Source organism: Sphingomonas sp. DG1-23 (assembly GCF_030730875.1).
In the GTDB taxonomy this organism is placed as follows: domain Bacteria; phylum Pseudomonadota; class Alphaproteobacteria; order Sphingomonadales; family Sphingomonadaceae; genus Sphingomonas.
Genome location: NZ_JAVAMA010000006.1, coordinates 35181 through 56295, shown reverse-complemented (window position 1 = coordinate 56295; position 21115 = coordinate 35181). Strand labels below are relative to the sequence as shown.

The 21115-nt window shown below is 65.7% G+C and carries 11 protein-coding genes; 5 read left to right on the top strand and 6 right to left on the bottom strand.

The genetic code is table 11. The features are described from left to right. Nucleotides 1-11: 11 nt before the first annotated feature. The 3 genes from Q9Q95_RS11290 to Q9Q95_RS11280 all read right to left on the bottom strand — a co-directional run bounded on the left by Q9Q95_RS11290 (nt 12) and on the right by Q9Q95_RS11280 (nt 3250). The gene (locus Q9Q95_RS11290) at nt 12-683 is read right to left on the bottom strand and encodes a DUF6445 family protein (RefSeq protein ID WP_306097041.1); all 672 of its coding nucleotides are present in this window, start codon (nt 681-683) and stop codon (nt 12-14) included. Further along, nucleotides 680-2185 carry a tryptophan halogenase family protein gene (locus tag Q9Q95_RS11285; RefSeq protein ID WP_306097039.1) on the bottom strand — a complete coding sequence of 502 codons (1506 nt, stop codon included), beginning with the start codon at nt 2183-2185 and terminating at the stop codon, nt 680-682. The genes Q9Q95_RS11290 and Q9Q95_RS11285 overlap by 4 nt, the downstream gene beginning before the upstream one ends. A 171-nt stretch (nt 2186-2356) precedes the next feature. Further along, nucleotides 2357-3250 (bottom strand): LysR family transcriptional regulator, encoded by an 894-nt coding sequence (locus Q9Q95_RS11280; RefSeq protein WP_306097037.1) that lies wholly within the window; start codon nt 3248-3250, stop codon nt 2357-2359. A 111-nt stretch (nt 3251-3361) separates the two neighbouring features. Between Q9Q95_RS11280 and Q9Q95_RS11275 the strand changes: the two genes are divergently transcribed. Both Q9Q95_RS11275 and Q9Q95_RS11270 read left to right on the top strand, forming a co-directional pair. Beyond that, a complete protein-coding gene (locus Q9Q95_RS11275; RefSeq protein WP_306097036.1) occupies nt 3362-4081 on the top strand; it encodes an SDR family oxidoreductase in 720 nt (239 codons plus the stop codon). Between the two features lie 11 nt (nt 4082-4092). After that, the gene (locus Q9Q95_RS11270) at nt 4093-4575 is read left to right on the top strand and encodes a carboxymuconolactone decarboxylase family protein (protein ID WP_306097034.1); all 483 of its coding nucleotides are present in this window, start codon (nt 4093-4095) and stop codon (nt 4573-4575) included. A gap of 217 nt (nt 4576-4792) precedes the next feature. Here the strand turns inward: Q9Q95_RS11270 and galB are convergent, their stop codons facing one another. After that, nucleotides 4793-7462 carry a beta-galactosidase GalB gene (gene galB, locus Q9Q95_RS11265; RefSeq protein ID WP_306097032.1) on the bottom strand — a complete coding sequence of 890 codons (2670 nt, stop codon included), beginning with the start codon at nt 7460-7462 and terminating at the stop codon, nt 4793-4795. A 253-nt stretch (nt 7463-7715) separates the two neighbouring features. On the opposite strand from galB, the gene Q9Q95_RS11260 reads away from it, so the two are divergent. Next, complete coding sequence (locus Q9Q95_RS11260; RefSeq protein WP_306097030.1) at nt 7716-10877, top strand: TonB-dependent receptor; 3162 nt, start codon at nt 7716-7718, stop codon at nt 10875-10877. A gap of 159 nt (nt 10878-11036) precedes the next feature. Here Q9Q95_RS11260 and Q9Q95_RS11255 read toward each other — a convergent pair whose 3' ends face one another. Together Q9Q95_RS11255 and Q9Q95_RS11250 are read right to left on the bottom strand one after the other, a co-directional pair. Next, nucleotides 11037-11792: a DeoR/GlpR family DNA-binding transcription regulator gene (locus tag Q9Q95_RS11255; RefSeq protein ID WP_306097028.1), complete on the bottom strand. Its 756-nt coding sequence runs from the start codon at nt 11790-11792 to the stop codon at nt 11037-11039. A 124-nt stretch (nt 11793-11916) separates the two neighbouring features. After that, complete coding sequence (locus Q9Q95_RS11250) at nt 11917-14928, bottom strand: TonB-dependent receptor (protein WP_306097027.1); 3012 nt, start codon at nt 14926-14928, stop codon at nt 11917-11919. Between the two features lie 392 nt (nt 14929-15320). Here Q9Q95_RS11250 and Q9Q95_RS11245 point away from each other — a divergent pair, with 392 nt between their 5' ends. Both Q9Q95_RS11245 and Q9Q95_RS11240 read left to right on the top strand, forming a co-directional pair. Further along, the gene (locus Q9Q95_RS11245; RefSeq protein ID WP_306097026.1) at nt 15321-17327 is read left to right on the top strand and encodes a calcineurin-like phosphoesterase family protein; all 2007 of its coding nucleotides are present in this window, start codon (nt 15321-15323) and stop codon (nt 17325-17327) included. A gap of 116 nt (nt 17328-17443) precedes the next feature. Next, nucleotides 17444-20929, top strand: a complete 3486-nt coding sequence (locus tag Q9Q95_RS11240; RefSeq protein ID WP_306097024.1) for a calcium-binding protein — start codon at nt 17444-17446, stop codon at nt 20927-20929. Nucleotides 20930-21115: the final 186 nt, after the last annotated feature.

The following is a 21115-nucleotide window of genomic DNA, read 5'->3' as shown; positions in this document are numbered from 1 at the left end:
GGATGCCGCTATTACGCCGAGAGAAACGCGGTGACGGTCAGCCGCCCGGTCGCAGGATCGCTATCGAGCACTGCGTCGGGCGCAATTGCGCCGCTGTGGAGCAATGCGCTGCGATAGATCACCGCGCGATTGTACCGCGCCTCGACATGCGCAATCCGCTCGAACAAAACGGTGTCGCCGAAAGGATAGGCAGCAGCCGGCGGATTGGCACGTAGCTCGGCGTTGAGCGCGGCGAGATAGTCGCCCGAGCGCGCCGCATCGATCGTCTCGAACCCTGTCGCGCGATGGCGGAAGAAGGCGGTGCCGTCGCCGCCTTCGGGCGCGAGATAATGCACCAATGCGATCCGTCCGGGCTGCACCGCGTCGACATGCGGGAGCCTCTGCTCGACGGCAAGGTCGCCCGGCGGCGCCGTGACGATCGAAAAGCTCGCATCGAGCAATTCGACGCCCGCGCCAAGCCCGAACACGGCGCGCAATACCGGTGCCAGCGCCGGGCGCACCTGCGCGAAATAGTCGCCGGGCAGCGGCGCGCGGATTCCCGGATAATGATGCCGCCCCGGCGCGAACGCTGCCGCGATCGCGCTCTCCCGCAGCGCATCGGGATCGGAATGGAAGCCGTCGACGATGGCGATCGGCTGGCGTTCGGCACCGATCCGTCGCGCGACGATGTCGGGCCGGTTCACCCCTGCTCCATCGCCTCCGCGAGCGCAGCGTCGTGCATCGGCAGCGTCGGAGCGGCGCGGCGGATCACCTCGGCAATTTGGCGGAGTTGCGCGAGGTTGGTCGCGCTGTCGAGCACGTCGGCAAGCGGGTTATAGTCCTCGGCAAGGATTCCCTGGCCGTTGAGCACCGCCAGCCAGCTCGCCTCGCGGAACAGCTCCTCATTGCCCAGCATCAGCCGGCCCGAGCGGCGATATTGCGCCTCGCGCGCCACCAGGCTCTCGGGCAGCGGCATCTCGCGCCGCTCGACCCAGAACGGCTCGGTCCGCCCCGGATTGGCGTGATAATGGAGGATCAGAAAGTCCTTGATAGTGTCCATGTCGGCATTCAGCAGCGCGTTGTAGCGATCGGCCAGCATCGGATCCATGTCGCGGTCGGGGAACAATGTCAGCAGCTTGGCGATGCCGCTCTGGATCAGGTGGATCGAGGTCGATTCGAGCGGCTCGAGGAAGCCCGAGGAAAGCCCCAGCGCCACGACATTGCCGATCCACGCCCGGCGCCGCGTGCCCGCGGTGAAGCGCAGGGTCCGCGGCTCGGCCAGCGCCGCGCCGTCCAGATTGGCCAGCAAAGTCGCCGTCGCCTCGTCCTCGCTCATGAAGCGGCTGGAGAAGACATGCCCGTTGCCGATCCGGTGCTGGAGCGGAATACGCCATTGCCAGCCTGCCGCCCGCGCGGTCGAACGCGTGAACGGCGTGGTATCCTCCAGCCGTTCGCAGGGCACCGCCACGGCACGGTCGCAGGGCAGCCAATGCGACCAATCCTCGAACCCGCTCTGCATCACCCCATCGATCAGCAACGCCCGGAATCCCGAGCAGTCGATGAACAGCTCGCCTTCCAGCCGTTCGCCGCGCCGGGTGGTGAGCGCCGTGACCATCCCGTTCCGGGGATCGCGTTCGACATCCTCCAGCAGGCCTTCGACCCGCGTCACGCCGTTCGCCTCGGCGATGCCGCGCAGATGCCTGCCATAGAGGCTCGCATCGAAATGATAGGCATAACCGAGCGTCGAAAGGATCGAACGGGCATCCCCAGCCGGTTTGGCGAAGCGGCCCTGTGCGGCGAGTTGCTCCGCCAGCGAGAAAGCCGGAAGCGGCAAATCGAGCCCCTCGGCCTGCGCCTTGATCCAGCGGTGATGGAACGCGACGCCGCCGAGACGCACCCCGAATTCGCCGAACGGATGGAAATAGCGATGACCCGGCCGCACCCAATCGACGAATTCGATGCCCAGCTTGAAGCTGGCTTTGGTCTCGCGGAGGAAAGCGCTCTCGTCGAGCCCGATCAGCTCGTTGAACCAGTGAATCGTCGGGATCGTCGCTTCGCCGACACCGACCGCCCCAATCTCCTCGGACTCGAGCAACTTGATGTCGAGTGCACCGCCGAACTGGCGTGCCAGCGCCGCGGCGGTCATCCACCCCGCGGTTCCCCCGCCGAGAATGACGACCGAGCGCACCCGCTTCGTGTCGTTCATCCTATGCTCGCGGAATACGGACATGCGGTCGCCTTTGCTTCAGCCAGGGACTCATTAGCCAAGCCATGCACACCTGGCGATCTCAAAGGCGTCTCCGCCAACCAGGTCGATTCACGGCATCACGGCAAAGTAGCAACTGAAAGCGTCGCGCGCGCCAGGATGCCGGGAAAGCTACCATTCGTGCCGTCGAACATGCTCGACGAGCGCGCGTAATTTGGGCGCGAGATTCCTGCGGCTCGGATAATAGAGGTAGAAGCCGGCGAAGTACGGACAATAGTCCTGCAGGACCGGGACGAGCTCGTTGCGCCTGATCGCCGGACGGAAGCTCTCCTCCATTCCGAACGTAATGCCGGCGCCGGCGACCGCGAGCTTGATCATCAGCGCCATATCGTTGGTCGTGATCTCGGGTTCGACCGAGACACTGAATTCCTTGCCGGCTTCGGCGAACTCCCATCGATAGGGGGCCGTCTTCGGCGCAGGACGCCAGCCGATGCAGCGATGGTTCGCCAGCTCGCGCGGATGGGCCGGTATGCCGAAGCGGTCGCGATAGCCGGGCGAGCAGACTGCGAGTTGCCGTTCGTCTCCCCCGATCGGCACCGCGATCATGTCCTGTTCGATCACCTCGCCCAGCCGCACGCCGGCGTCATACCCTTCGGCGACGATGTCCAACGCCTCGTCGGTCACGTTGATGTCGAGCTGAATCTCTGGATTGGCCTCGGCGAAGCGCGCGAGGAACGGACCCGACACGAAACCTTCCGCGATCGACGACACCGCCAGCCGCAATTGGCCGCGCGGGTGCGTGCCGAGATCCCCTGCCGCCTCGACGGCGCTCCGCATTTCAGCGACTGCAGGGGCAATTTGGGCATAGAGGCGTTCGCCGGCTTCGGTCAGGCTCACGCTGCGCGTCGTGCGCCGCAGCAGCGCGATGCCGACGCTCTGCTCGAGCCGGTTTACCGTCTGGCTGACCGCCGGGCGCGTCACTCCGAGTCGCTCGGCCGCCGCGCGAAAGCTCCGTTCCTCGGCAACCAGAGCGAAGACCGCCAAGGCATTCAGGTCAGGCTGCATTGGTTAGATGTACTTTCCATCGTTTGAATAAATAGGCGACTTATCGCAACAATGGCGCAGACCTATCTCCACGGCAACCGCTGCGACGCGGTTCTCCAAAGGAGACGCAAGATGGACAAGGTGGTTCTCGTTACCGGCGCATCGAGTGGCATCGGCGCCGGCATTGCCCGCGAGCTCGGCAAAGCCGGCGCCAAGCTGGTACTCGGCGCCCGCCGCGTCGATCGACTGGAGGCGCTCGCCGCAGAAATCCGCGGCAACGGCGGAGAAGTGCTGGCGCAAAGCCTCGACGTCACTGACCGCGACGAGGTCGCCGCATTCGCCGAGGCAGCGCGCGCGGCGTTCGGACGCGTCGATGTGATCGTCAACAATGCCGGCGTCATGCCGCTCTCGCCGATGGCTTCGCTCAAGGTCGACGAGTGGGACCGGATGGTCGACGTCAACATCAAGGGCGTGCTCTACGGCATCGCCGCCGTACTGCCGGAGATGACCGAGCGCCGCGCCGGGCACATCATCAACATCGCCTCGATCGGCGCGCTCTCCGTCGTGCCGACCGCGGCCGTTTACTGCGCCACCAAATATGCGGTCCGGGCGATCTCGGAGGGGCTCAGGCAGGAGAATGACAGCATCCGCGTCACCTGCATCTATCCGGGGGTGGTCGAAAGCGAGCTTGCCGATACGATCACCGACCCGACGGCGGCCGAGGCGATGCGCACCTATCGCGCCATTGCGCTCAAGCCCGAAGCGATCGCCCGCGCCGTCCGTTACGCCATCGAACAGCCCGGCGACGTCGATGTCAGCGACATCGTCGTACGTCCCACTGCCAGCGCCTGAGGAGTTCGGAGATGCACATCGGTCTCAATCCCCTGCTGCGCAAGGCAATTGCCGCGCTCTGCCTCCTTATGGCCTCCGTACCGGCGCTCGCGCAGACGACCGATGAGCGTCAGGCGCGGGGCGACGCCGTCGTCCGCAGTCTCAACGGCGGCGCTTCCCAGCCGGTGCTCGAACGCATGCGCAAAGAATTCCCATTCTTGGCGGAGGCGACCGAGGCTTATGCCCTGGGCGACGTCTGGTCCCGGCCGGGCCTCGACGACAAGTCCCGTCAGCTCGCCGCCGTCGCCGCGTTCGCGGCGCTCGGCGAGCCGGCCTTTCTGAAGGTCCATGCCGGCTATGCGCTCAACGTCGGCGTGAGCGAGTCGGCGCTGAAGGAGATCGTCTATCTGACGACGGTCACCGCCGGCTTCCCCAAGGCGATCGCTGCATCGCAGGCACTGGCCGAGATCTTCGCCGAGCGGCGCGCTGTCGGCGCGGGAGAACCGCTGCCCTGAGCCGCGTCGGCCTCTTGTCGGGACGACACCGGCTTGTGCGGTCATACGGGTCGACATCGCCGGCACCGGGCATCCCAGATCCCTCGGCTCCGTCGCGCGCTCGTGGGCGTCCTCGCCGAACCCGCGCGATGGGTGACGGCGAGGGCGCCCTATCGAGACGCGCACGGTGCGACACGCGGTTCTCGAAGGTTGATCTTGGTCGTCCTACTTCGTCGCTTCAGCGCACAACCACTTCCGCGATTCCCGCGACGAGCCCGTCCGATTCGGCGCGGACGGTGATGGTCCCCTTCCGGCCGGGCCTCGCGCGGACGATGGCGAGCGCGAGACCGTTGAACGCCGGGCGCGTAGCGGACCCGAAGGGCACAAAGCTGGTAGGATCGCCATTGTCGGTGGCGACCAATTCTCCAGGGCCGGTCACGCTGAAGCGCACCGGGTTCGCGGCGCGGGGCGCCAATCGACCCTCCGCATCCAGCACGCGCACCGTCACGAAGGCGAGATCGCGGCCGTCGCCGGTGATCTGCGCGCGGTCTGCACCCGCCGCCAGCGCGGCAGCCGATCCGGTCGTGGCGACGGTCTGCGTGGCCCAGGGCTGCCCGCCCTTCCACGTCACGACCTTCACCTCCCCGGGCTCGTAGACGACATAGTCCCAGCGGAATCGATAGGCGAAGGGTGCGCGCTTCTGCTTGCCTTGCGATTTGCCGTTGACGAACAGTTCCGCCTCGTCGGCCGAAGTGAAGACATGCACCGGCGTCACCTGACCCTCGCGGCCGGGCCAGGTCCAATGTGGCAGGATGTGCGCGAATTTCAGGTCCGGACGCCAGCGCGACTGATAAAGCCAGAAGCGATCCTTGGGGAAACCGGCGAGATCGACGATGCCCGAATAGGAGCTGCGTGCGCCGTAATAGGGCGTGGGCTCGCCGAGATAGTCGAAGCCGGTCCACACGAATTCGCCCGCGACGGAAGGGTTTTGATCCATCGCGGCGAATTCGCGATCGGGCGAGGAGCCGAAGTCCGCGGCATGGAGCTCATAGGCACTTACCTGCTGCCGCGCGGGGTCGCCGCCGGATCCCGGCCGCACGGGCCCGCTGATGCTCCCCGAAACCGGGAACAGATATTCGCCGCGGCTGCTCAGGGTCGAAGCGCTCTCCGATTCAAACAGGATCTTGTCCGGGAATTTCTCCGCAAAGGGCCGGTATTGCGGCGGCAGCGAGCGCACCCCTGCACCTTGATAGTTGATGCCGATGGCATCGATGGTCGTCGGTAGCGGCATTTCGGGCCGGGCATAGTTCATCGACGTCGTCGTCTGGCGCGTCGGATCCTCCTCCCGGACGATCGAGACGAGCCGGCGGGCGATTTGCGCGCCCTCCTCGCCGGTATATTGCTCGCCCACCTCGTTGCCGATGCTCCACATGATGACCGACGGGTGGTTGCGGTCCCGGCGCAGCATGGCGCGCAGATCCTGCTCGCCCCAATCCTTGAAGATCAGGTGGAAATCGAGCGGCGTCTTCTTGCGCTCCCAGGAATCGAACACCTCGTCGATGACGACGAAGCCCATCCGGTCGGCGAGGTCGAGCAATTCGGGAGCCGGCGGATTGTGACTCATGCGCAGCGCGTTCACGCCCATGTCGCGCATGATCTCGAGCTGGCGCTCGGCCGCGCGCAGATTGAACGCAGCTCCCAGGGCACCGAGGTCATGATGATTGTTGACCCCCTGGATCTTCACTTTCTCGCCGTTGACGACCAGTCCTTGCCGACCGTCCATCAGGATCGTCCGCACACCGAACGGCGTCTCATAGGTGTCGATCACGCGCCCCTCTCGACGCAACGTCGAGACCGCGACATAGAGGTTCGGTCGCTGCGCGGGCGGCGGTCCCCACAGGCGCGGATTTGCGAGGCGGCCAAGCCCGTCGAGCGTTGCCGTTTCCCCAGGCGCGATCCGCGCGCTTCCCAGCGCGAACCGGGTGACCGGCCGACCGGCGCGCTTTCCGTCCGGCCCGGCCACATAGATCTCGGTGGTCGCGTCGACCGTCGCGGGTACCGACGCATCATTGGCGACGCGCAGCCGCTGCGCGACCGCCGCTTCGGCCGCCGAGACTTGCGGCGTGGTGACGGTGCTGCCCCATTGGGCGACATGGATACGGTTGGTCTTGACCAGCCAGACATCGCGGTAGAGTCCGCCTCCGGGATACCAACGCGCGGATTCGGGCGGATTGTCGAGCCGGATCGCGAGCTGATTCTTTCCGCCGAACGCGACATAGGGCGTCAAGTCTAGCCGCCAGCCATTATAGCCATAGGGCCACCCCCCGACGAGGCGGCCGTTGAGCCATACCGTCGCATATGCCATCGCCCCGTCCACATCGAGAAAGATCGACCGGTTCCGGTCGCTTGCCGGGATCGCGAGATTCTTGCGATACCAGCCTATCCCCCAGCTCGGCAGCCGTCCCATGCCGCCATAAGGCCCGGTTTCGAGAAACGGCTCCGCGATCGCCCAGTCATGGGGAAGCGACAGGCGCTGCCATGTGCTGTCGTCGAAACCGGGCAGAACATAGGGTACATCGCCCCCGGGATCGCCCGCCGGCCGCACATGCCGCCGCGCCGGATCGGCAATGAACGCATTGCCGCTCGGCAGAATCCACGCCTTGAGCACGCTTGCCCCGAATTCCCTGGCCGCGACCGCCGCGTCGGGCTGGGCGTCGGCAGCTTTGCCATCCGCGGTGGCTTGCACGGTGGGCCGGACGTCGTAGCGCAAATCGACCTTGAGACCGTCGGGGTCCCCCTTGGTAAACCGCCAGTCGTCGCTGATGCGAATACGGTCGCGCTGCGCATGCGCTGCCATCGGCAGCAGCAACGACAGGAGGAACGCGACCACGACGGAACGCGTGAACAAGCAGCGGAAGCCGGGCATCGTCATTCCTCACCTAATCATCCATCGACCGGCGCTTCCGGCGGCGCGCGGGACGCGCCCTCCCCTCGCCAGGATCGTCCCGGGCAAGCCTTCACCCGCCCCGCCGACAGCATTTTTAATCATAACTCAGACAAGATTGACAGACGGCACTTCAAAAATTATCAACCGAAGTTAGCGCTACCAACGGTCTCGCCGCCACCTGCAAAACAGGGGTGCACTTGTGGGAGGATTTGCAATGAAGTCTCGTGTCAAAATCGTTCGGGCCGTGCTCATGGGCGCCGTCGCGACCTCGAGCCTCGCCGTGCCGATGCTGGCGGCAGCACAGACGACGGGCGCGGCAACCGCACCGGGCGACGCCGCTGCCGCGGCACAGGAAGCCCAGACGGCTCCGACACCCGGCGCGCAGGATCAGGCGCCTGAAGATGCCGCTGCCGGCGCCAATGATGAAATTGTCGTTTCCGGCTATCGCGCCTCGCTGGAGAGCCAGACCAACGCCAAGCGCGCGTCGATCGGCTTTACCGATACGATCTTCGCGGAAGATATCGGCAAATTCCCCGACACCAACATCGCGGAGTCGGTGAATCGCATCCCCGGCGTCACGATCAGCCGCGAAGTCACCGGCGAAGGCACCAACGTCGCGATCCGCGGCCTCGGCACCAATTTCACGCGCGTACTGCTGAACGGCGCGCCGGTAGCGGTGGCGTCGGTCCGTTTCGACGCGCAGAGCACCAATCGCGAGGTCGATCTCGATCTGCTTCCCACGGAATTGTTCACGCAGCTCACGGTCAGCAAGTCGCCGGTGGCAAGCCAGGTCGAGGGCGGCGCGGCCGGCACGGTCAACCTGCGCTCGGCAAGGCCGTTCGACAATCCGAAGACCTATCTCAGCTACTCCCTGCAAGGATCGAAGGTCAGCCTGGCCGATAAATGGGGATATCGCGGACACGTGCTGGCGAGCACGACGTTCGGCAATTTCGGAATTCTGGCAGGGGTTTCGGTATCCAAGACCGAGTTTCAGATCGACGGCTATGAGACCATCGGCTGGACCAATCCCAACCTGTCTGCCGCGCAGCGCACCAGCGGCACGCTCAATGCCACTGGCGGCGGAAATTTCAGCATCCCGGGGACTGTCCCCGCCAATGCCGGCAATGGCCTCACCACCGGTGCGGCGATCAACCAGGCGTTCCTGCTCGCCAATAATCCGGGCGCGACGATCGATCAGATCGACAATGGCCTGATCCCGCGTCTCAGCCGTCCGCGCACCGAAGTCGGCAGCCGCAATCGTCAGAGCTACCTCGCATCGCTCGAATGGCGCCCAAGCGACAGCCTCCATTTCTATGTCGACGGAATGTACGGCAAGCGCGACACCGAATTCACCCGCACCTCGATGAACTGGGTCGGCCGCAACGGCGCGGCGATCCCGCTCAACACGACCTATGACCGCACCGATTGCGCCACCGGCTGCGTCGTCACCAGCGGCACCTATGCCAATGCCCAATTCTTCCTCGAATACCGTCCGTACAAGGACACCCAGGACTATTGGGGGGTCAATCCCGGCCTGGACTTCGTCGTCAACGACTGGATCAAGGGCGACCTGCAGGCGAATTACACCAAGAGCAATTTCCGTCGCGAGAGCCCGACGGTGCTCGTCATCACGCCGCCGAGCAGCGGGATCACCGCGACCTATGTCAATGACGGCGATATTCCCGTCGTCACCTCCAGCGTCGACCTCAACAACCCCGCCAATTTCGGCTGGGCGGGCGGCGGTCGCGTCAACCTCAACGGCGAGGAGCGCGAGACCGAGACCAAGGGCGTGCGCGGCAGCCTGTTGTTCGGCGATGCGTCGCGGTTCAGCGTCCGTGTCGGTGCCGCGTACGACGACACCCGCCGCCGGATCACGCCGTTCGACAACACCAATCCCTGGCAGAACGCGATCTGCGGCAATGGACCGAGCGTCACCTTGCCTGCGCCCAACACCAGCACCACGCCGTGCACCGGCCTGAACCAGCCCGGCGCCGCGACGCCGACCGGTTTCCCCGCTTTCCCCGGCTATGGCACCAACTTCACCGCCGGCGGCCCGGCGATCACCTATGCCGGTTCGCTGATCCCCACGGCGGCGGTGCCGAACTATCTGGCGCCGGGAAGCAACGGCTTCATCACCGTCGATTGGGACAAGTTCAAGGCGGACACCGGCTATGACGCCCTGCTCGCCAGCGCAAACGAGACCGGCAGCGGCAGCAGTGGTGCCAATGGCGGCCTGATCCGCGAGAAAGTGACCGGCACCTTCGCCGAGGCGAACGGCGTAATCGATGTCGGGGCCAACACCCTGCGCCTCAACGCCGGCGTCCGCTACGTCCGGACCGAGCAGATCATCGGTGGCCGGGTGAGCGTCCCCGACGGACGCAACTCGACGATCGCCGATGGCGGGCGTTACCCCAATACGGTGACCTTCCCGTCGACCACGACGCTCTATTCGAAGTTTCTTCCCTCGGCGAGCGTGGCGTTCGACTTCGCCGGCAAAGCCGTCGCCCGCGGATCGTTTTCGCGGACGATGACGCGCCCCGATCCGAACGCGATGCTGCCCGGCGCGAGTTTCGTCCAGCCGTCGGCGGATGTCGGCACCGTCGGCAATCCCGCGCTCGATCCCTATATCTCGACCAATATCGATCTCGGGTTCGAATATTATACCGGCGGCGAAGGCGTGATCGCGTTCGCGGCGTTCCGCAAGTCGATCACCGGCTTCACCGTGAACGGCCTGCGCACCGTGCCGTTCTCCTTCTTCAATCAATATGGCATCACCATCGACTCGCTCACCCAGGCGCAGCGCGACGCGCTGGCCACCCGCGCCAATGGCGGCCCGCTCAACGACGTGCCGGTGGTCGTCCAGCAGCAGGTCAATTCGGACGGCAAGCTCAAGGTCAACGGCCTCGAGTTCCAGATTACCCAGCCGCTCGATTTCCTCACCAATTGGGCCGGGATCAACGGCTTCGGCTTCCAGGGCAATCTGACGCTGATCGACCAGAAGGGCGAAGGCGCGGGCGCTCCTGCCGTCGCGATCGGCGTCGCGCCGACGACCTACACGCTGACCGGCTATTATGAAGGCAACGGCCTGTCGGCGCGGCTGACCTACACCTATAATGAGGGGTCGCAGGGGTCCGGCACCAACCAGAACGGCATTCCCGCCGCGGCGATCTTCGGGCGGGATTATGCCCAACTCGATTTCTCCGGCAGCCTCGATCTGGGCTCGATCTTCGACCGGAAATATCTGCCCACGCTGGTGCTCAACGTGATCAACATCACCAAGCAGGCCCAGAGCAGCTACTTCCAGTTCGAGAACGCCACCTTCAACCGATACAATCCCGGCCGCACGGTGCTGGTGGGCATCCGCGGCCGCTTTTGAACCCGGGTTCGGGAAGGCCGAGCGAGTCCCCTCCCTCGACCGGTCAGCTTTGGAGCCGCCCCTTGGCGGCTCCTTTTTTGTCGGGACGAAATGCGATACGGCGCCGGTTTTCGAGCGAAGGAGAGGCGTTCGATGACGTCTTGACGCGCGACGCCGGCCTCAGGGCGCGATCACCACCTCGGCATGCGCGAAGGCTCCGCTATATTCCTCGTCGAGCGGCGCTTCGGTGACGAGGATGTCGACGTCTGCAAGCGCCGCGGTCTGCATCAGACCGTAGCGGCCGAACTTGGACGAATCGGCGCCGAGCAACACTTTCTCCGCGGTCGCATAGGCGATGCGGCTCATCGCCGCTTCGCCCGGATGGAAGTCCATCAGCCCGCGCTCGGTGCTGATCGCTCCCACCGAAAGGATCGCGAGATGCGGCGTGAAGCCCGCGACATATTGCTGCGCGGTGTGGTCGGAAAAGGCGCGATAGTCGGAGTCCATCTGACCGGCTGCGAGGAACAGCCGGTTGTTGTTGATGCTGCCGAGATCGGCCGCGACCTGCAGCGAATTGGTGATGATCGTGAGCGCCCGCCGCTCGACCAACTGCCGCGCGACGAAGCACGAGGTCGTACCGGAATCGATGAACACGATCGCGCCGTCGCTGACGAACTCCGCCGCTGCGCGGGCGATGCGCAATTTGGCGTCGGCATTCTCTTCCATCCGCTGCATCAGCGGCCCTTCGAACACCCGCGTCGCCAGCCGCGCGCCACCATGCTCGCGGATGATCGCCCCCTGCTCCTCGAGCGTGCGGAGTTCGCGCCGGATCGTTTCGTCGGAAACGTCGAGGTCGGCGGCGAGCCCCATCACCGACAGGGTCATGCCGCCGCGCAGCCGCGCGACGATCTCGCGCTGGCGTGCCGATCGCTTCAATATGGCCGTCCTCCCCTCGTCTGGCATGTGGCGACGGTGCAGCCGCCTGCCCGGCCCGTCAATCGCATCGCGGTCGCAGACGACGGGCCGGCCGGATCGCCGGCCCATCGTCGGTCACTTCGCCTCAGAAGCCGAGGCGGAACTGTAGACGCATATAGCGCGGCGACTGGTAGGTCGTCGGGGTGCGATAGAGCGGATTGGCCGAGCCGTCGCTCAACTCGCCCGACTGATTGTAGACCGTCACTGCCTTCATGTTGAACAGGTTGAACACGTCGAACCGCAGCGATCCCTCGAGCCCGGCGGGCAGCGGCAGGCGCGCCACGGCGCTCGCATCGATCTGGGTGAGCCAGTCGCCCTTGAAGGCGGTGCCGCGCGGGATCAGCTCGCCGCGGCAATAATAGCTGTAGCCGTGATAGCCATAGGCCGCCTCGTCGACTGCCTGCGGCACGGTGCCGATGCAGCTGTAATTCTGCGGCGACTGGACGAGCAAATTGCCGCCGAGGTCGAGGAATTTGAACGGCCGGTAGCTGCCGAACATCTTGAGCGTGTGGCGGCGATCATTCGGCAGATAGCCATAAGCGCCGTTGGTGAAGCCCGGCGAGTCGAAGTCGGCCGAGCGATTGACCGCGAGCTGGCCATTCTCAGAGCGGACGCCGCCCTCGTAATTTCCCTTGTCCATCGCCCAGGTGTAGGAGCCCGAAAGCCCCCACAGCCCGTCGAACTTGCGATCGAAGGTGAGGGTGAGCGAATTATAGTTCCGCTGCGGCTTCGGGTAGCGCAGGTCCTCGGCGCGCAGCGTGACCACCGGCGTAGTGCCGTCGGGCAGCGGATTGATGCGGACCACCACGTCGCGGCCCGGATTGGCGATCGTCCAGTTGCTGCCGCCGCGATAAGCCGCGGTGCACTGCGCGACGGTGAAGCCGGCGTCGACGCAATAGGCCCGCGCGCCATAATCGATCGAGATGTCCTCGATCGCGTTCTGCAGCGACCGGTGGGTGAAATAGGCGCCGACGCGGATGCTCTCGCTGAACTGGTGCTCGCCGCCGAGGATGAACTCGTTGACCGATTGCGGCTCGAGATTATGCGCGATCGCCCCCGAATAGTCGGCGGGCGTGCCGTCGGCCGAGACCTCGCAATTGACCGTTCCGGTGTCGGGGCAGGCGCGGAAATTGGTCGGGCCGAGGATCGCGGCGCCGGCGACCGGCGTATTGTCCCCCGGATTCAGCCCGTTGAACCGATTGTAGCGCGTATAGGTGACGAGGCCGCCGGCGACGTTGAGGTTGATGTCGCCTGCCATCGGCAGCGCGTATTTGCCGAAAAAGCCATAGGCCTTGGTGCGCCCGTCGCCGAACATGTCGACCGAGGCGCCGAGGCGCGGCGCCCATTGGTTGCCCGATTCGTAATAGGATTTGCCGTCGACGCCCTGATTGCTGAAGCGATCGTTGCGCAGGCCGAGCTGCAGCTTGACGCGATCGTCGAACAGCGACCAATCGTCCTCGATGTAGAAGGCTTCGTTCTTGACCGTGGTCTCGCCGTTATTCCGGTAGACGCGCGTGGTATAATAATCGCTGCCCACGGGGATGCCGAGCCGCGTCGCGGTTTCGGCATTGGCGGTGAAGATCTTGTAGAAACCGTCGCCCATCGTCTGATGGATCTGGGTCGACTCGTTGGTCTCGTGGTCATAGCCGACACGCAGATGGTGCCCGCCGAGCAACTGGAAGTTGAAGTCGACATCGGCGCGGTAGAAGTCGCGCTTGTCGTCGGTCTGGCCCCAGGCGTCGCTGACGCGATTGAGGCCGATATCGGTGCCCGCGGGATTGCTGCGATAGTCGAGCACCTTCTCGTTGGTGATGTCGAGCGGCAGCGAGCCGTCGCGCAATTTGTTGACGCCGTACGCCGCCGAAATTGTCAGCCAGGGCGCGAAGGTGCCGGTATAGCGGCCGACATAGTTGATCCCACCCGCACGCTGGTTGGTGCCGCCGACCACCTCGCCGCGATCGCCGCTGGCGCGGTCATAGTTCAGGCTGCGCGTGCGGGTGTCGTTGGTGCTGTCGAAATAGGTGAATTCGAGATGATGGTCGTCGGTGATGTAGCCGTCGAGCTTGATGCCCCAGAACGGACTGCGGTTCTTGACCTCGGTGGCATTGTCCTGGTCGGCATCGGGGGTGAAGGAGGTGAAGTCTCGCAGATTGTACAGGCCGTAGAAGAACAGCCGGTCCTTGATGACCGGGCCGCTCGCCTGGAAGATCAACTCGCGCCGCGTGGCGGTCGCGTCGGCATTGTCGGTCTCGATCGTGCCGGGCGACGACGCGCGCAGGCCGTTGGGCTCCCAAGTGCCGAGCACGCTGGCGTGATATTCGTTGGTGCCCGATTTGGTCACCGCGTTGATCACGCCGCCGGTGGCGCGGCCGAACTCGGCTGCGAAGCCGCCGGTCTTCACCTCGACCGTCTTGTAGAAATCGTACGGCACCTCGACGGGCGTCAGACCCATGCGGAAATTGGTGATGTTGAGCCCGTTGACGAAGAATGCGTTCTCGGTGATCGCCGAGCCGCTGACCGCGACCGAATTGGCGAAGGCGCCATTGCCCGAGGCGCCGCGCACGACGCCGGGCGAGAGCAGGATCACGTCCTGCAGCGAGCGCGCGACCGGCACGCGCTGATCGATCTCGGCGAGTTCGATCACCGCGCCGGTGGTGGCGTCGTTGAAGTCGGCGGTGCGTACGCGGGATCCGCGGACGACGATCTCCGCACCGGCGGCCTCGGGGGCGAGGCGGAAGCTGTTGGCCGCGCCGTTGTTCGCGGTGAGCTCGACGCGGGCTTCCTCATAGGGCGCATGCCCGTCCGCGGTGACGCGGAAGTCGTACGCTCCCGGCGGAAGCTGGGCGAGGCTGTAAGCACCCGCGTCGTTGGTCTGCACCGATCGCGAGACGCCGCGGTCCGACGAGGTGATCGTGACCGTGGCGCCGGCGAGCGGCGCGCCGTCCTCGCCGGTCACCCGACCCGAGGCGGTGACGTTGGTATAGTCCTGGGCGTGCGCGGCGGGCGTGAGGATCGCCCCTGCCGGCATCGCCACGCCGAGCAGCAACGCAGCACGGATCAGCGCGGCAGGCCGCGCGCTTCGCGAAAAGCACTTCACGATAAGTCCCCTTGATTGGATTCGAGCATGGATCGGCGAGAGCGCGGCGCCCGGTTGCGCCGCCGCCTTCGCATCGGCACCTATGGTCAGCACGTGGAGTTTTTGTGACACTCGGGCACAAAGGCAACATTTTTGACGATGGCACGGAAAAACTGTGCGGGTGTCACGACGCCGAAACATGATGTTGGTTGATGCAGATCTGCGCGGCCAGCACGTCTAACACTACCGGAAACTCAATATTTTCCGCGTATTTCAAAACCTTGCCAAGCCGGCCAGCGCAATTGGGATGCGAATCGGAGTCGTCGCATGGTCACGACAGGCCATGCGGGTTTTGTGTTTTTAATGTTGATTTTATCGGCCACATTATGGCGGTGACGGGTGGGAGGAATTCGATGACGAAATGGGTTCGGCGTGCGGGGCTGCTCGCGTCGGCCGGCAGTGCGGCGCTGGGCAGCGCGACCGCCGAGGCGCAATCGCCGGTCGACACGCCCTGGTTCGCGCGCATCGACGTGGTGCGCGGCGACGCTCCCGACCCCGCGACGATCCGCGGCAGGGTGTTCGACGACCGCAACCGCGACGGCCGGCTCGATGCCGGCGAACGCGGCGTCGCCGGGGTCAAGGTCTCCAACGGTCGCGAGGTGGTGAAGACCGGCGCCGACGGGCGCTATGCGCTGCCGGTGCGCAGCGACATGAGCGTCTTCGTCGTCCAGCCGAGCGGCTGGCGCGTCCCGACCGATCGCAACTTCGTCCCCCAGTTCGCCTATACCCACAAGCCCGCGGGTTCGCCAAAACGGATGCGCTTCGGCGGCCTGGCGCCGACCGGCCCCTTGCCCGTCGCGATCAACTTTCCGCTGGCGCCGAGCAAGGCAGGCAAGGACTTCAATTGCGCCGTGCTCGGCGACGTCCAGGTCTATTCGGGCGACGAGATCGGCTATGCCCGCGATTCGCTGGTGCGCGAGCTCGCCGACCGCGGCGGCACGCCTCCCGCCTGTCTGTTCGCGCTGGGCGATCTGGTCGGCGACGATCTCGGCCTGATCCCGCGGCTCGCCGAAGTGCTGGGCGCGCTCAAGGTCCCGCAATGGTGGGTGCAGGGCAATCACGATTATGATTCGGACGCCGATCGCGACGCCGACAGCTCGGATACGTGGCGTCGCGATTATGGTCCGGCAACCTATGCCTTCGAGATCGGCGACGTGTTGTTCATCGGCCTCGACAATGTTTCCTATCCCTGCGGCGAAGCCGATAACCGCGCCGGCACCCGCCCCTTCTGCGTCGAATATCCGCAGAAGAGCTATAACGGCCGCTTCACCGATGATCAGATGGCGTTCATGGCCAATCTGGTCGCCGCCACCGACCCCGCCAAGCTGATCGTGCTCGGCCATCACATCCCGCTCGTCGGCTTCGACAATCGCAAGGAATGGGCGCACCAGACCCAGAATGCGCCCGAGGTCCATGCGATGCTCGCGGGCCGCAAGGCGCTCGACCTTTCGGGGCACAGCCACACGCTCGAAAATCTCGCCCCCGGAGATTCGTTCGAGGGCTGGAAACAGGCAGTGGGCGTGACCAGCCTTCCCTTCCGCCATGTCGTGGCGGGCGCGGTCGCAGGCGATTGGTGGGGCGGCGACTATGACGTCGCCGGGATCCCGATGAGCCTGCAGGGGGATGGATCGCCGCGGGGCTATATCGACATGCGCGTCCGTGGCAGCGGCTATCAGCTGGATTATCGCGCGATCGGCGAGCGCCCGGAGAAAGCCATGTGGCTCTCCGTCAACACCCCCGCCTTCCGTGAATGGGCGGCAAGGCTGCTCGCGTGGCGCAATGCCGACCGCAAGACCCGCGATCCGGTGCCGCCGCTCAGCGTGCAGGATCTGCCCGACGAGAAGCTGCTGACCCCGGCCGATCTGACCGCCGGCAGCTGGCTCACCGCCAATGTCTGGCTCGGCGACACGCGGACCAAGGTGACGGTATCGATCGACGGCGGCACGCCGACTCCGATGGAGCGCACCCAGGCCGCGCGCGGCGAACCCGGCCGCGAGGGGCCGGACTATGCCGACCCGTTTGCGCTCCAGCGCCAGCTCACCGTCGCGCGCACCGCGATCGCGAGCAGATCGGGCATCCCCGAGAATCAGGGCTTCATTCAGGGGCGCCAGGAACGCCATCCGTCTGCGCCGCCCCAGCCGCAGGGTTCGGTCGCCGATCACGGCTCGCATCTGTGGCGCTATCGCCTCCCCGGCAGGATCGCGCCGGGAATCCACATCGCCACCGTCAGCGTGCGGCGCCCCCAGGGTGCGTCCTCGAAAGAGTCGCTGGTCTTCGAAGTCCGCACCGAGCGCCCTGCCCGCAGCTTCCGCTTCGACGTCTGGAACGCCTTCGAGGACGGAAAACGGGTACGCGAATAAGGGCGCCGCTGATTGCCATCGTTTTGTCCATTGTGGTGACAATCAGTGCACGACTCGATCGACACGACCCCGGCGATGCGTCACAACGGTGACAGCTCGCACTGGGGGAGGTGATCGTGGCTACACTGTTTGCCGGGCATGCAGGGGATGCCTCGGGTGATACTGGCGGGGCACCCGCACTGGGACCGGCTTTGGCCGGGGTCGTATTAAGCGCGACCAGTCATCTCGCTACCAGTGCGGCGCAGGCTGCAAGCCCGACCGGTGCGGCCGCGGCGCCCTCCGGCGACCTGCTCAAAACGATCAACTACCTGCTCGACGACGTGCTCGGGCTCGATCGGAGCGGCAAGCTCGTCCAGGTCGTCGCCCAGCGCGGCGCGACCGTCGATGCCAATGGCGATCCGCACCTCACCCTCGATTTCAACTATGCGCTCGGCGGATGGCCACGCTCACTGCTCGAGGGACTCCCGGACAGCATCTTCTCGATCGATATCGATACCAGGAAGCTGCGCGAGGACCATAGCTACCAGCTGAAGATCCAGGACGAGATCCAGGACAAGCTCGACGACTTTGTCGGTCGCTATGTCGATCTCGCGGTCGGCCAGATCGAGGGGTTCGAGCACGGCGTCGCGCAGGCGGCGGGGACCGCGCTGCGGCAATTGCTCGCCAGCGAGATCCTGCAGCCGCTGTCGAACGAGATCGCCGACAGCCTGCTCGACCTCGAGTTGCCGGACCGCGCCGATGTCAGCCGAATCCTCGGCGACGGCTTCGACGCGGTCTATGACCATTTTCGCGCCGCCTTCGTCCCCGAGATCGCGAAAACCTATGCCAAGGTCGGTCTCACCGAAATCCTGACGTCGCTGACTTCGGGCCTCAGCCCCGCATGGACGGGAGCGATCGGCACGATCGGCAACGGCGTGCTGGCGCCGGTCATCAACAACATCGTCGACAATTATTTCGACGTCGTCCCCGACAAGGACGTGCTCGACGGCGTCGAGTTCAACAAGGTGCTGGGCGGCGCGGTCGCCAATCTGCTGGTGGACTTCCAGGCGCTCGACAAGAAGATCGTCGACGACATCCTCGGGCTCGACGGCGATAACCAGATCGAGCAGTGGCTCGCCAAGCTGCTCAACGGCAAGATCAACGAGTTCGTGACCGACCAGTTCGTCAGTGCGGTCGATTTCCTCGGCGGCGAGATCGACTCGCTCGACATCGAGCAGGTGTTCCACGAATTTGCCGGCCAGTTCTCGCTCGCCGAGATCCAGAACATGCTCGGCGACTTCTTCGTCAACTATGCCGGCAACCAGCTGGCGCAGCTGTTCGTCAACATCGACAGCCTGCCCGAGGCGCTGGTCAGCCAGCTCGGCTCGGTGATCGGATCGAGCGTGCTCGGCGAGGCGATCGGCTCGATCACGATGGGTGCGGTAGGCGACCTGTTCGGCGTCGCCGCCTGGAGCGCGATCGGCACCAGCATCTTCAACGGGCTGGGCGCGATCCTCGGCGCCGGCGTCGGCGCGGTGGCGGGATCGGTGGTGTTCGAACTGCTCGACGATCTGTTCGACGGAGCGATATCGGGATTCTTCAACAAGGTCGTCGACTGGATCCGCAACGACAGCCCGCAGGCGTTTTTCGGCGTGCATTACGATCCCGGGCAGGACGCCTTCGTCCACGGGCCCGACGACTGGAATTATTCGAAGGATTCGAACAACGAGATGCGCGCCGCTGTCCGCGCGCTTTCCGACGCCTTCGCCGTCCGCCTCAACGCGGTGATTGATTTCGTCGGTCAGGAAGCGTCGTTCGACCCGCGCTACGACAGCCTCACCATGGTCTGGGGCAAGAAGCATTACGACGAGAAATACGCCGCCTTTGCCGGCCCCGAGAGCAATCGGCTGGTGCAGAGCAAGGACCCGGCGACGGTGGTGCTCGGCGGGATCGGCGCGGTCCTCCACCACATGAACTTCCACACCGGCAACGCCATCCTCGCCAAGGCTTATGATTTGTGGAAGGCGCAGATCGAAGCGAGCGGCGGCGGCGAGTCGGCGTTCGCCACCCCCGACGCGTTCGTGCTGCTCCAGAACATGGTCGGGCTGGCGCATTTCGCCAACCAATACCGTCAGGACCCCACGACCTTCGACGCATTGATGGCGAGCGACGCGCCGATCGCGATCACGATCCTGCAGAATTATTTCCAGGCGCAGGCGCTGGGCTTCAACGACGCGACCGTGCTGCACGGCAGCCATCTTGGAGGCGAGGAGGTCGGCTCGGCCGCGGCAGGCGACGTCATCCATCTGGACGGCATCGCCTGGCGCGCGACGGCGCGCGGCGGCGACGACACCGTCTATGGCAGCGCGCGCGGCGATCTGATCTCGGGCGGCACGGGCGCGGACCAGATTTTCGGCAATGACGGCGCCGACGACGCGCATGGCGACGAAGGCAACGACACGCTCTATGGCGGCGAGGGTAACGACCTGCTGTCGGGCGACGCGGGCGACGACCTGCTCCAGGGCGATGGCGGGGACGATATCGTCCATGGCGGTACGGGCCGCGACCGGCTGTTCGGGTTCGACGGCAACGACGCGCTGTATGGCGATGACGGGGACGACCAGATCGGCGGCGAGGCCGGCGACGATCTGATCGATGGCGGCGACGGCGACGACGTCCTCTTCGGCGACGGGGTCGGCGTCAGCGGCCGCGATACGCTCTATGGCGGCACGGGCGATGACCAGATCCGTGCAGGCGACGGGCACGACCTGCTGCTCGGCGGCGATGGCGACGATCTGCTCGACGGTGGTGCCGGCGACGACACGATCGACGGAGGCGACGGCATCGACACCGCCGACTATGGCGCGGCGGGATCGGGCGTGACCGTCGATCTGTCGGCCGAGGAGCAGAACACGTATGGCGGCGGCGTGGATACGCTGGTGTCGGTCGAGGTGCTGCTCGGCTCGGCCCATGCCGACAGCCTGAAGGGCGGCGCGACTGCCGACTGGCTGCAAGGCGCGGGAGGCGCCGACTGGATCACGGGCGGCAGCGGCAACGAAAGCCTGTGGGGCGGCGTCGGCGACGACTGGATCGAGGGTGGCGACGGCGACGACACGCTGTTCGGCGGCGCGGGGACCGATACCGCGAGCTATGCCGGTGCCGCCGGAGCAGTCGCAGTCGACCTCGCGATCGTCGAGGAGCAGCGGACCGGCGGCGCCGGGATCGACACCTTGGCGAGCATCGAAAACCTGATCGGCTCCGCGTTCGGCGACGTGCTGGCGGGCGACGCGGGCGCGAACGTGCTGACCGGCGGCGGCGGCAATGACCGCTTCGTGTTCGGGGGCGCAGCCATGGGCGCGCGAGACACGATCGCCGATTTCGCCGCGGGCGACGTCATCGATCTGACCGCGATCGATGCGAACGGCCAGGCCGCGAACGATCTGGCCTTCGCCTTCATTGGCGGCGCCGCGTTCGGCGGTGTGGCGGGGCAGTTGCGAGTCTATGGCAGCGGAAGCAGCTGGATTGTCGAGGCGGATATGAACGGTGATCGTGTCGCGGATTTCAGCATCGCGGTGACGACGCTGGGATCAACCGGGCTCGGCAGCCACGACTTCCTTCTCTAACGCCGCCGCTTTCACGCGCCGGGGGTCCTGACCGGCGCGCTCGATCCTGGGCATTTGCTCGACTGCGCCGCGCAAATCGTCGCATCCGCGGACGGCACGCTGGCGATCCTCGCGCGACTGGTCGGCACCTCCGCCCGCTCCGGGCTCAGATGAATTTTTGCTCATCTTTCCTTCAGCGTCCCGTTC

Excerpts from the sequence above, each read along its gene's own strand:
- Q9Q95_RS11285 (WP_306097039.1), bottom strand. The coding sequence starts at position 2,185 with ATGAACGACACGAAGCGGGTGCGCTCGGTCGTCATTCTCGGCGGGGGA.
- Q9Q95_RS11280 (WP_306097037.1), bottom strand. The coding sequence starts at position 3,250 with ATGCAGCCTGACCTGAATGCCTTGGCGGTCTTCGCTCTGGTTGCCGAG.
- Q9Q95_RS11275 (WP_306097036.1), top strand. The coding sequence starts at position 3,362 with ATGGACAAGGTGGTTCTCGTTACCGGCGCATCGAGTGGCATCGGCGCC.
- Q9Q95_RS11270 (WP_306097034.1), top strand. The coding sequence starts at position 4,093 with ATGCACATCGGTCTCAATCCCCTGCTGCGCAAGGCAATTGCCGCGCTC.
- Q9Q95_RS11260 (WP_306097030.1), top strand. The coding sequence starts at position 7,716 with ATGAAGTCTCGTGTCAAAATCGTTCGGGCCGTGCTCATGGGCGCCGTC.
- Q9Q95_RS11245 (WP_306097026.1), top strand. The coding sequence starts at position 15,321 with ATGACGAAATGGGTTCGGCGTGCGGGGCTGCTCGCGTCGGCCGGCAGT.